This window comes from Janthinobacterium aestuarii, assembly GCF_051380835.1.
Lineage (GTDB): Bacteria > Pseudomonadota > Gammaproteobacteria > Burkholderiales > Burkholderiaceae_D > Janthinobacterium > Janthinobacterium aestuarii.
Genome location: NZ_JBNYXU010000012.1, coordinates 181995 through 195887, shown reverse-complemented (window position 1 = coordinate 195887; position 13893 = coordinate 181995). Strand labels below are relative to the sequence as shown.

The 13893-nt window shown below is 68.6% G+C and carries 1 protein-coding gene; it reads left to right on the top strand.

All coding sequences use genetic code 11. The annotated features are described in order from the left end of the window. Positions 1–131: 131 nt before the first annotated feature. Entirely contained in the window at positions 132–13802 is a 13671-nt protein-coding gene (locus tag ACQ4WO_RS25930; RefSeq protein ID WP_436483826.1) for a filamentous hemagglutinin family protein, read from the top strand. The last annotated feature ends 91 nt before the right edge of the window (positions 13803–13893 follow it).

Sequence of the window (13893 nt, the reverse complement as noted above, 5' to 3'; positions counted from 1 at the left end):
GCAGTCCCGGACCTTGTTCCCTGTCAATGCTGCTGGAAGCCGCGAATCAGTGCCTGCCGCCCGCCCCTGTGCGTGCCGCGCGCCGCCTCGCGATATCGGTCAGCAACGGAACATGAAAAGGGAATGTCGCCATGCAGCGAAGCAAGTCGGTCACGAAACACGCATCCTCCTCCGCCATGGCGGGCAGCCACAACGGGCGCCCGGTGCGCTTGAAACCGCTGGCGCTGGCCATCGCCATGCTGCTGCAGGCGGGCGGCGCGCAGGCGCAGCAGCCGTTCAGCGGCGCCTGGTTCGCGGGCAAGGGCGCGCAGCAGGGCACGGCCGCCGCCACGGGACGCTTGCCGAATGGCCAGCCGGCTACCTCGCTGAACAATCCTTTGCTGCAGCAGCAAAAGGCCGAAGGCAAGCTGCAGCAATCGCTGAACAATCTCTTGCTGGCCGCGCGCGGCATCGCCGCTGAACAGGCGGTGCAGGCGGCCGCGCGCCAGGCGGCGCTGGCCGCTGGTGGCGCGCCCGACGGCCTCGTCAAGGGCGGCTTGCAGGTCGACAGCAACAGCCTGACGGCAGGCTGGCTCAACGCCCAGGCGCCCGTGCAAACCCAGGCCGATGGCAAGACCGTCGTGAAGGTCGTGCAGACGGACGACAAGGCAATCCTGAACTGGGAAAGTTTTAACGTCGGCAAGAACACCACCTTGCAGTTCGACCAGAAATCGCACTGGTCCGTGTTGAACCGCGTCAACGATCCGCTGGCGCGCCCCAGCCAGATCCAGGGCCAGATCAAGGCCGACGGCACGGTGATGATCGTCAACCGCAACGGTATCGTGTTTACGGGCAGCAGCCAGATCGATACGCGCAGCCTGGCGGCGGCCGCCATGGGCATGAGCGACAGCCAGTTCAAGAGCGGCCTGTACGGCAAGACGCAGGGCACGGGCGCCGTGCCGACCTTCGCGAATGACTTGTTGCTGGGCCAGAATACTTTTACGCATGCGGCGGCCGAGGCGGACGTCGTCGTCGCCGCCGGCGCGCGCATCGACACGCGCAAGCCGCAAACGGTGACGGAAGGCGGCGGCTACGTGCTGCTGGCCGGCCGCGCCGTCGAGAATGCGGGCGCCATCACCACGCCGAACGGCCAGACCACCCTGGCGGCCGGCGACGCCATCGTCGTGCGCCAGGGCATGGGCACGGACAAGAACCAGTATTCGAGCACGCGCGGCAATGAAGTCGAGATGCTGCGCGTGGCCGACAGCGGCGCCGGCAGCGTCGTCAACAATGGCTTGATCCAGGCGGCCACGGGCGACATCACGCTCAGCGGCAATAGCGTGCGCCAGGATGGCGTGCTGTTGTCGAGCACGACCGTCAATGGCCGCGGCACGATCCACCTGGCGGCGGCGGGCGAGAACGCCGGCGTCACCCTGGCGCGCGGCAGCGTCAGCGCCATCGTCATCGACGACAACGGCGCCACGGCGCTCGACGTGCAGCGCGATACCTTGCTGAAAGACACGGGCAAGGGCACGGATACGCCACAAGACCGGCGCGACCAGTCGCTGGTGCGCATCGTTTCCGCCGGCAACATCGAGTTCGAAGGCGATTCGCTGACTCTGGCCACGGGCGGCCAGGTGCTGGCCGATGCGGCCCGCCGCAGCCACGTGGCGCGCGGCGCCGCCATCGACGTCTCCGGTGCCGTCGGCGTGAAGGTCGACATGAGCAGCAACAATGTGCTGATCAACGTGCAAGGCAACGAACAGCGCGACGCGCCGGGCAGCCGCGACGCCAAATACCTGAACAACAGCGACGTGTGGGTCGACCGCCGCGACTTGGTGCTGGTGCCGGCCGGCACCAACGGCTACGCCACGGACCGCTGGTACACGGCGGGCGGCTTGCTGGAAGTGAGCGGCTACCTCAATACCAGCGGCCACGGCATCGGCGAATGGGCGGCCCAGGGCGGCACCGTCGGCTTTGGCGGCGGCGAAGTGGTGACGCAGGCCGGTTCGCGCATCAATATCGCCGGCGGCTCGCTGGACGTGCAGACGGGCATGGTCAAGCAGACGTGGCTGAAAGGCGCCGATGGCGCGATGTACAAGCTGAGCACTGCCCCTGGCGACAATCTGTACACGGGCTTGTACCGCGGCTATGAAAGCACGCATGCGCGCTGGGGCGCGAACACGACGGAAACCCACGCGAATGCCTTGATCGGTCCACGCGAGCGCCTGGAAAACGGCTACACGGTGGGCCGCGATGCGGGCCGTCTGATCGTTTCCACGGGCGCCGCCGTGCTGGAAGGCGATATCGACACGTCCGTGTTCCAGGGCGAACGCCAGCAGCGCAAGCGCGATGACGGCGTCGATAGCTACAAGCAGTCGCAGACGTCGGCCGCGCGTGCCGGTCAATTGATCGTCGGCAAAATGACGCCCGTCTTCGATACGAAGGCGGGCCAGTTGCGCGACAGCCCGCAAGCCGTGCTGGAAAACGTCGAGATCGGCAAGGTGGCGCCCGTCGCCGATGGCCAGCTGCTCAGTGAAGCCTTGCCTGCCGCGCGCAGCAAGACCTTGCAGCTCGACGCGGACTGGCTCAACGGCCTGGAACTGGGCGCCCTGAATATCTACGCCTACGACAAGCTCGACGTCAACGCGGACGTGCGCGTGGCCGATGGCGGCGACATTGCCCTGCACGCCACCGACGTGGCCATCAAGGCCAATGTAAGCGCGCGCAGCGGCAGCATCGCCGCCGGTGACATCGTCTCGCGCTACCTGGCGAACGCGGGTGTCGGGTGGGTGGAAGGGACCGTGTCGCCGGAAGGGCGCGCCACGGGAACGGCGGGCGTGCGCGTGGCGCCCGGCGTGCGTCTCGATGCGCGGGGGCTGTGGAGCAACCTGGAGCTGGACCCGGGCGCGGTCGCCGGCCTGCCGTACGTGAATGGCGGCAAGGTCACATTGAAGAGTTCGGGCGGCATCGAGCTGGCCGGCGGCAGCGTCATCGACGTTTCGTCGGGCGCGGCTTTGATGAGCAATGGCAGCCTGCAGGGCGGGCGCGGCGGCGACATCGCCCTGGCCGTCGACTTGCCGCGCGAAAAAACGCCGACGGGCGCCTTGCTCAAGCTTGACGGCGAGTTGCGCGGCCATGGCGTGAAGGGCGGCGGACGCCTGACGATCGACAGCGGCACGGCCGTCAGCATCGGCGGCAAACTGCAGGACGGGGATGTGCTGCCAGGAGGAAGCAGCGCGCCCGTCGGCCTGCGCCTGGCCGATGAGTTTTTGATTGCCAAGGGCGAGAAGATTCCCTTCGATTTTGCGCTTACCAGCAGCCTGATCAAGCCGGGCCAGATCCTGGACCAGCCCGTGACGGTCGACGTGTCGGCGCAGAAACCGCTGGTGCTGGGGAGTGACCTGCTGGTGCCGCCGGGCGCGAACGTCGTCATCGACGGCACGACGTATGTCTGGGGCGGCTCCGTCGCGCCGGCCGGCAGCGTGGTGACGGCCATCAATGGCCTCGCTACGGGATTCGAGGTCTCGGCGGCGGCTTTCCCGAACGGCTTGCCCATCTTGCCGATGACGACGCAGTATGCTGCCGGCAGCATCGCCGCCGACGACGTGCACGCGCCGCGCGGCGCGCTGCTGCCGACCGGCACCATGCTGGGCCGTGACGTTGCCGTCCAGCCCATGCTGGCGCTGGACGCCAGCCTGTTCCAGAGCGGCTTTGCCGACTACGCCGTCACGGGCCGCGACGGCGTCGTGGTGGTCAAGGATGCGTATATCGATGTGAAAATGCCCGTGCTGCGCTTCAATCCCGCTACCGGCCACACGGTGGCGAGCGGCACGGATCCGGCTGCCGCGCTGGAAGTGTGGACGCCAGAGCTGTACCAGGAAGATGCGCGCAAGGGCCGCTTGACGCAGCGCGCCGGCGCCGATCTGACGCTGGCGGCCGGCAGCCCGTACGTGAAGGGCGCTCTGGCCGTGGCGCAAGGCGCCGTCGTCACGGTCGATCCTGGCCGCCAGATCAGCATGACGAGCAATGGCCAGGTCAGCATCGACGGCCGACTCGACGCCTGGGGCGGCAAGATCGCCATCCTGCCCGGCACGTTTGGCACGGGCAGCGATGCCGATGTGCCGAACGGCAAGGGACAAGCCACGTCGATCTGGATCGGCGAACACGCCGTGCTCGACGTCGCGGGCCGCGCCACCGTCGCCACCGACATGCGCGGCGGGCGCTATGGCCGCGCCGACAAGGGCGGCAGCATCGAAATCGGCGCCCGCTACAAGGCCGACGCGGCCAGCGTCGACGCGGTCGATGCCTTTGTCGTCGTGCGCCCGGGTGCGCTGCTCGACGCCAGCGGCGCGCAAGCCACTTTGGACTTGCCGAACCAGGGCGCCGTCAACGTGGCCGGCAGCGGCGGCTTGATTTCGCTCAGTTCGTACAACGGCATCTTTGCCGATGGCACGCTGCGCGCGGTGGCCGGTGGCGCCGGGGCGGCCGGCGGCACCCTGGCGATGGCGCTGGACACGCCCAATTATGGCCAGGTGAACCGCCAGACGCTGGAAGGCGATGGCGTCGACAATGCGGTGCGGGTACCGCGCGAATTCGTGCTGGCGCAAGTGCAGGGCGACAGCGTCTTGCCGGTTGATTTGCGTGCCGGCCAGCAGGATGAAGCCTTGCGCTACGGCAGTGCGCGCCTGGGCGCCGACCGCGTGCGGGCGGGCGGCTTCGATAACCTGGCCATGCATGTGAACGGCATGCTCAGCGTCGATGGCGACGTCAGCCTGGCGCTGGGCCAGAGCTTGCGCCTGAGCGCCAGTTCGCTGGGCCTGGCGCAGCAGCCGCCGCAGACGCCACAGCCCGATGCGAACGGCCAGGACAAGTTGGCTAGCCTTGCCAGCCAGGTGCGCCTGGCGGCGCCGTATGTGCGCCTGGGAACGGCCGCGCGCGCGCAGAAAGACAATTACATCGTGCCCAATGCCGTGAAGGGCTCGAAAAACTCGGGTAAGGGGCGCGGCATGCTGGGTGTGCCGCTGGTGGCCGACGGCTCCCTGCTGCAGATCGATGCGGGCATGCTCGATCTCGCGGGCGAGGTCAACATGGGCACGCGCGGCGAAATCGTGCAGAGCAGCGGCACGCCGCTGGCCGTCGAACGCGATGCCTTCGAACAGCTGACCCTGAACAGCCGCGGCGACTTGCGCATGTCGAACAACGCCGCCCTGTACCAGCCGGGCAATGCCACTCTGGTCGCCGCGCAAATCTACCCGGCCACGGGCGACAGCGGCATGGTCACGGTGGGCCAGAGCAGCCGGGTCGACGAGTACGGCAATGTGCGCGTCACGCTCGATCCGCTGCGCACGCTCACTGTTGAGCGCAGCGCCGGCAGCGCCACGCCCAACCAACCGTTTTCAGTGTTCGGCAGCCTGAGCCTGGTCGCGCCCACCATCAACCAGCACGGCGTGCTGCGCGCGCCGCTGGGCCAGATCACCCTGGGGGCCGAAGGCTTTGAAGCCAATACGGGCCACGTCAATCTGCTGCCGGGCAGCCTGACGTCCGTCAGCGCGAAAGGCTTGGCGATGCCGTACGGCGGCACGCTCGATGGCCTCAGCTACCTGTATGACGGCAACGACGTCGTCTTCAAGGGCGTGGGCAACGGCCCCGAGATCGCCTTGGTCGGCGCCGCCGTCGACGTGCAAGCAGGCGCCGTGCTCGACCTGTCGGGCGGCGGCACCCTGACGGGTGCGGCCTTCCTGGCCGGACGGGGCGGTTCCACCGATGCGCGCCTCAATCCGCTGGTGCAGATGAAGCCGAATGGCGGCTTTACCTTGCCCGGCCTGAATACCAATCCCGTATACGCCATCATTCCCGGCGTGCAGCCGGACGTGGCGCCGTTGATGGCCGAGCAGGGCGCGGGCAAGCCGGCCGTGGGGCGCCAGATCACCATAGCCGCGGGCGTGCCCGGCCTGGCGGCCGGCACCTACACTTTGCTGCCGTCGAATTTCGCCTTGCTGCCGGGCGCCTTCCGCGTGGAGCTGAACGGACTGGCCGGTGCCGTCGAGGCGGGCGGCACGGTGGCCATGCGCAATGGTTCGTATGCGACGGCGGCGCAGACGGGCATCGCCGGCACGGCCATCCGCGACGCCGTGCCGAGCCAGGCCATCCTGACGCCGGCCGACGTGCTGCGTACCTACTCGCAATACAATGAAACGGGCTATGCCGCCTTTGCCGTGGCGCAAGCCACGCGCGACGGCGTGCCGCGCACCACGCTGGAACGCGACGCCAAGGGCGTGCGGGTGCAACTGATCGCCCCGTCGCTGCACAGCATCGAGAATAACCACACGCCATTGATGATGGATGGCAGCGCCCTGTACACGCCGGCCGAGGGCGGCTTCGGCGGCTCGCTGCTGCTGGGCACGGGTGGCCATGCGGGTACCCGCTATCAAGTGCTGGCCGACGGCACGGCAGCGCAGGCGGACTTCGATGGCGTCTCCGTGCACGCTTCGCAAATCAATGCCTTCGGCGCCCAGCGCCTGGGCATCGGCGGCTTGCCGCGCGTCACCTACAGCGATTTCGCCACGGGTACCAATCAGCGGGCCAATATCGCCGCCATCAACGAATCGGCGGGCGGCATCGTGCTGCGCGACGGTGCCGTGCTGAAGGCGGCCGAAGTGTTCCTGGTGACCACGAAAACCGACGACGGCATCTTCCTCGAGCAAGGTTCCGGCATCAATACGCTGGGCCGCGGCAAGGCGGCCTGGGATTCGCGCGACGGCTTTGTGTACCAGCCGATGGGCAGCGTGCTGGCCGTCTCGAACGGCTGGCTGGACATGCTGCCGGCCGTGCGCACGCCGTCCGATTCGGATGGCCCCGGCAGCATCGACATCGGTACGTGCGCCAAGGCGGGCGGCGCCTGCGCGGGCACCACCTCGCTGTATTCGGAAGGCACCATCGCCGCCGTGACGGAACGCGCGTTTACCCTGCGCGACAACGTGCGCTACGGCACGCGCAACCTGGTGCTGGGGATGGGGGCTATCAATATCGGCAGCGCCGCGTCGCTGGCCGACGCCAGCGCCCGCGGCGCCCTGCCGGACGGCCTGGCGCTGAACCAGGACGTGCTCGACCGCCTGCTGCGCGGCGACACGAGCACGGGCGCGCCGGCGCTGGAAAGCCTGGGCTTGACGGCGCGCAATTCCTTCAACTTCTACGATTCGTCGCAGCTGTCGACCATCGATGCGGCGACGGGCAAGTCGTCGTTGTCGCGCCTGGTGCTCAACACGCCCGCCATCTACGGTTATGGCGGCACGGACGCGCTGGCGCGCATCCACACGGACACCCTCGTGTGGCAGGGCGCGACGAACGCGCCCGGCGCCGTCGTTGCCAACGGCCCCGGCACGGGCAGCGGCCGCTTGCAGATCGACGCCAAGCGCATCGAGTTCGGCTTCACGCCGGACAGCCGTCCCGACACCATCCACAACCTCGACCGTTTGATACTGGGCTTCGGCCAGGTGGCGCTCAATGCCAGCGAGCAGCTGACCGCCAACAACAAAAGCAGCCTGTCCGTCTACCAGTCGCAAAGCGCGTGGGATACGGCCACCAATGGCTACCGCTACAGCGGCGGCGATCTGCTGATCAACACGCCGCTGCTGACGGGCGCGGCCGGTTCCGTCAACCGCATCACGGCGGGCGGCGACCTCAAGGTGAGCGCGCCGGCCGGCGCGGCGGCCGCCACGCCGACGAACGCGGCGCTGGCCGGCGCCCTGGGCGCCGAAGTGGCGCTGAACGGCAACAGTGTCAGCGTGGATACGTCCGTGGTCTTGCCAAGCGGAAAACTGACCCTGTCGGCCGAGCGCGATGTGCTGCTGGGCGACAAGGCCAAGCTGGACTTGGCGGGCCGCAAGATCGATTTCTACGACACCAGCAAGTACAGCTGGGGCGGCGACGTGATCCTCGACAGCCGCGCAGGCGATGTGCGCCAGGCGGCCGCTTCCGTGATCGACGTGTCGGCCGTGAACAACCGCGCCGGCAAGCTGAGCGTGATGGCCACGGGCGACGCGGCCGGCACTGCCGACTTGCGCGGCAGCTTGCTGGGCGGCGCCAGCGGCCATTATGACGCGGGCGGCACTCTCGTGCCGTACGCGGCCGGCGGCGTGGAAATCCGCGCCCGGCAGATCGGCGACTTCGCCGGCCTGAACCAGCGCCTGAACACGGGCAAGGTATTCGGCAGCCGCAGCTTCCAGCTCAAGCAGGGCGATCTGACCATCGGCGACGAGGTCAAGGCGCGCGAAGTGAGCGTCTCCGTCGATGGCGGCAGCTTGACCGTGAGCGGCCGCATCGACGCCAGCGGCGAGCAGGTGGGCAGCATCCGTCTGGCCGGCCGCGACGGCGTCACCATCCAATCGGGCGCCGTGCTCGACGCGCATGGCACGGTGCTGCGCACAGATAGCTATGGCCAGGTGATCGAGGCGCCGAACCGCGCCGTCATCGAACTGGCCTCGCCTGGCGGCCGCCTGAGCCTGGAAAACGGCGCGCGTTTCGACCTGCGCAGCGGCGACAAGGGCGGCAACTACGGCAACTACGGCAGCATCGACCTGAACGCGCGCCGCCTCGGCGGCGCCACGGGCGACGATGTCGATATCGATGCGGCTGGCGCGCTGAACATCGCCGGCGCGCGCACCATCAACGTCAACGCTTTCTGGCAATACAAGGATGCCCCGGCCGGTACCGGCAAGGATGCGGACGGCCGCAGCTACCAGGGCATCAACCAGGCCTATCTGGACGAGAAACACGGGGACAGCCAGCTCTTCATGGCCCACGCGCTGGCCAACGGCAACTTGATGGACAGCAAATTGCGCGGCTTGCGTGGCGATGCCAACGCTTTCCACCTGCGCCCTGGCGTCGAGATCGTCAGCGCCGCGCCGGACGGCGACTTGCACATCGATGGCGACATCGACCTGTCGGGCCACCGCTACGACGGCGTCAATCCGCTGGCGCGCCTGAGCGGCGTGTACGGCTCGGGCGAGGCGGGCGCGCTGGTCGTGCGCGCCGGTGGCAAGCTCAGCGTCTTTGGCAGTATCACGGATGGCTTCGATACCCGCACCTTGCCCGTCACGTCGGACGACAAGGGTTGGCAGCTGGTGAAGGGCCGCTTGCCGTGGGGCGGCGAAGTCGTCGTACCGCAAGCGGGTCTGGTGACCCTGGCCGAAGACACGTATTTCCAATCGGGCACGAGCGTCAATTTCGCCGTGCCGATGAAGGCCATGCAGCTGCGCGGCGGCACCTTGCTGGCGGCGCGCGCCACCTTGACGGCGGAATTGAACTTGCCTGCCGGTAGTGTGCTTGGCGGTGCCGTGCGCGATGCCGACGGCAAGGTGCTGTACGCGGCCGGTACGGTCTTGCCGAAGGCGCTGGCCTTATCGAGCGGCATGCAGCTCGATCCCGGCCTGCGCCTGCCCGGCGCGGCCAGCGTGGCGGCCATGCTGTGGCCGGCAAACGTGGCCTTGCCTTTCCCGGAAGGCAAGCCGCGGGACACGGGCGATAGCGTCAATCCCGTCAACGGCGTGGTGCTGGCGGCGGCGCTGGCGCTGGACAAGGGCAGCGTGCTGCCGGCCGGCACGCTGGTCAAGCTGCCTGGCGACGCGACCATGGTGGCGCTGCGCCCTGCCGACGGCGCGGGCAAGCAGGGCCGCAACCTGGCGCTGGCGCCCATGCTGGCCCAGGGTTCGCAAGCGTGGTCGCTGCGCCTGGTGGGCGGCGCCGATACTGCCGCCGCCGATACGCGCGCGCTGCGGCCGCATGCGAAGGACGCCCATCTGATGCTGGCCGATACGCATTACGGCATGGAGGAACGGACGTCGGTCAAGCCGGGTACGGGCTTGCCAGGCACTTATATTTTCAACGAGTACGCCACCATGTTGGGGTACCCGGAAGGCGAGGTCGATATCGCAACGTGGTTTGGTACCGAAGCGAACATGCTGGAGAGTTATGCGGATCTGGTGACCAAGATTGCCGACGGCACGCCGCCCGAAATGGTGACCAAGGATGAGCCGGCGCGCCAGCTCCTGTTCAGCGTGCTGCGCACGGGCACAGGCGACCTCGATTTGCTCGCTGCCGGCGATTTCGACATGCGTTCGCTGTATGGCGTCTACACGGCGGGCACGCAGTCGGCCTCGCCGCTGGTCGATGGCAAGGATCTGTTCAACCTGCCGCGCGGCCTGAACGCCAAGGGCAAGCTGCTCGGCGCGCTGGGCGACGACAAGTTGACGCGTTTCGTCGATGGCGGCAGCGAGAGCCTGTACCGCGCCTGGTATCCCGAGCACGGCGGTAACCTGCTGCTGCGCGCCCAGGGCGACGTCAAGGGCGACACCGTGGGCACCGCCCAGCAGCGCCGCGAGGATGCCATCGGCACCCTGGGCGCGCAGCAGGACACCAGCGACATCGGCGCCTGGTTGTGGCGCCAGGGCAGCGGCAGCACGGGGGCGGGCGTGCCGACGGCATGGTGGATCAATTTCGGCACCTATGTCGCGCGTCCCGAAGGCGGCGACCTGTTTGCGGGTCTGCCGGTCGTGTCGGGCTTTACGGGCATCGGCACCCTCGGCGGCGGCAATGTGCTGCTGCAGGCGGGCGGCAACGCCGGCATGCTGACCTCGCGCGCCGATCCGGGCGGCGTGTTCGCGCCGCGCAGCCAGGGCCTGAACGTGGCCGTGGGCAGCACGGGCAGGGTCACGCCGGACGGCAAGCTGCTGCTGACGGGTGGTGGCGACCTCGACATCCGCATAGGCGGCGGGCTCAACCCTGTCGCCGAAGTGCGCAGCTTCGATGCCAACAGCGATGCCCCGAATGCCGACACGCGCTTCGAGCGCCAGTATCCGACGCTCAACAGCACCTTCACCAATCTGCGCGGCGCGCTGCGCATGGAGGCGGGCGCCGTGGGCGGCGTCGAACTGCGCTTCGACCGCGCCGATCCGAAGGAATCGCGGCCGTATGAAACGTATACGGCGGGCACGGCCATTGCCAGCGGCGGGCCCATCCTCGTGCCGGGCGACAGCGGCGTGCGCATCGATGCGCGCGGCGACCTGGTGCTGGGCGGTACGGCCGATGCGGGCCGCGTCAAGCAGTTGGGCAATGGTTCGCCGTTCAACTACCAGGGCGTCGAGCGCCAGGGCGAAGGCTGGAGCTGGTTCTCGCTGTGGACGCCGGCCACCGCCATCGACCTGTTCAGCGCGGGCGGCAATCTGACGCCGACGTCCGCCTGGATACAATCGGACATGGGCGATAACCACGCGCCAACGGATGCACGTTTTGTCATGCCGTCCGTGTTGCGCGCCGTGGCCGCCAGCGGCAGCCTGTATTACGGCAATGCCAGCCTGGGCAGGCTGAGCGAGGGCGGCAAGGTCGACATGCCGCAAAACGGCGTGATCCTGGCGCCGTCGCCGGTGGCGCCGCAATTTGTCAAGACGGGCACGGGCCAGCTGGAAATGCTGGCGGCCGACTCCATCCATGCGGCCGGCTATCCGATCACCGCATCGGGCGCCGATCCGCGCCTGTTGCCAAGTCCATTCAACCCGGGCTTCGTCGGCGCCCTGGACCCGGTCTGGTTCGGCCTGCTGCCCTTGCATAACGTCAGCGCCAACGGGCTGGCGCCCGGTGCGCTGAAATGGTTCGGTTCGTCGTCGAATGGCGCCAGCGAGGGCTCGCAGCAACTGTATCCGCTGTTCAGCATGACGGCGCCGACGGTGTCGGACTACGTGCCGGTGGGCCAGGTGCCCGCGCATTTCTATGCCAACAGCGGCGACATCGTCGGCCTGCGTACGGGCGGCATCGTGTACCGGGGAACACTAAAGGGCGAAACGGGCCCGCTGGGCGTGTGGTACGAAGGCGGCGGCGCCGTGGCCGTGCGGGCTGGGCGCGATATCGTCAATTCGGGCACGCCGCTCGGCAGCGTCGAAGGCGTGCCGGAAGGCGCGGCCGGATGGACCAGCCAGGGCTTTGTCGGCCGGCCCGATTTTCCGGACAAGCCGGTGGTCTCCGGCGTCTCGTCCGCGCGCGGCAATCTGTTCGTGCACCGCAATGCCGACGACGTCTCCGTCGTCAGCGCCGGGCGCGACATCCGCTACAGCACCTTCTATGTGGCGGGACCGGGCCAGCTGAACGTGAGCGCCGGGCGCGACCTGTATATGGCCGACAAGGCGGAATTGCGCAGCCTCGGTGCCATCGTCAACACCGGCCCCGGCGAACGCGGCAACGGCGCCGGCATCAGCGTGGCGGCCGGCGTGGGCCGCAATGGTCCCGACTATGCGGCCTTCGCGGCGCGCTACCTGGATCCGGCCAAGCTGGCCGACCCAGGCCGCCCGCTGGCCGACCAGGCCGGCAGCGCCGTGTATGTCTACGGCGGCAAGCTGACCCTGGCCGACTGGCTGCGCGGTCAGTTCGCCTACAGCGGCGACGAGGCGGGTGCGTCCGCCTTCCTCGGCACGAAACAGGCTGAACTGGAAAAGGCCGGCCAGCAGACGGGCGCCGTGCGGCGCGACCTGGCGCGCGAATATGCGCAGGTCAGCCAGCTGCACCTGGTGAACTGGCTGACGACGCGCTTCGGCGGCGACAGCGGCCTGGGCATCCGTTACGACCCGGCCACCGATGCGCGCAGCTTCTTTGCCGCCTTGCCGAAGGAGCAGCAGCAGGTCTACCTGAGCAATGTCTACTTTGCCGAACTGAAGGCGGCCGGGCGCGAGTACAACGATCCGGACGGCATGCGCCGCGGCAGCTACCTGCGCGGCCGCGAAGCGATCGCCACCCTGTTCCCGGCACAGGACAAGGCGGGCCAGAAGATCGAGTACCAGGGCGACCTGACGATGTTCAGCAGCGCGCTGTACACGGTCAACGAATACGACGGCGTTTACACGAAGCGGCCGGTCGCGGGCGTGCGCTACCTGAGCCCGCAGGAGTGGGCCGAGGCGGGCCGTCCGACGGTCAACGTGCCGCACGTGATCGTCAACGACGCGGGCATCCACACGGATGTCGGCGGCGATATCGGCATCACGGTGCCGGGCGGACGGGCGCTGATCGGCGTCGATGGCGGCTATGCGCCGGGCGAAGGCTCGGGCGTGCTGACGCAGGGCGCGGGCGAGATCCAGATGTATGCGAAGGACAGCATCCTGCTGGGCCAGAGCCGCATCTTCACCACCTTCGGCGGCAACATCCTGGCCTGGTCGGCCACGGGCGACATCAATGCGGGCCGCGGCACCAAGTCCACCGTCGTCTACACGCCGCAGCGCCGCACCTACGACAGCATCGGCCTCGTCAGCCTGTCGCCGAGCACGCCGGCCACGGGCGCCGGCATCGCCACCCTGAATCCGATCCCGGAGGTGCCGCCCGGCGACATCGACCTGATCGCCCCGCTGGGCAGCATCGACGCGGGCGAGGCGGGCATCCGCGTCTCGGGCAACGTCAACCTGGCGGCCTTGCAGGTGATCAATGCGGAAAACGTCCAGGTGCAGGGCAAGTCGGCGGGCCTGCCGGTGATCGCTACCGTGAATGTGGGCGCGCTCAGCAATGCCAGCGCGGCCGCCACGCAAGCCGTCACGGCGGCGCAAGACGTGCTGCAGCGCGAACGGGCCGCCACGCGCCAGGCGCTGCCGTCGCTGTTCACGGTGAAGGTGCTGGGCTTCGGCAACGAGCAGGCGGACGAAGCCGGTGCCGGCAAGCCTCAGGGCGGCGAGCCGCAGGCGTCCAGCTACCAGCCGGCCGGCGTGGTGCAGGTGCTGGGCGCGGGACCGTTGACGGCGCCGCAGTTGCAGGCGCTCACGCCGAACGAGCGGCGCGGCCTGCAGCCGTGAGTTTTATGAACATTTGATGACATTCGGCAGTCGTCGCGCGCGGCGGCTGTCTAGGCATCAGTAGATCAGCATTAACAGAAAAAACGCCGGC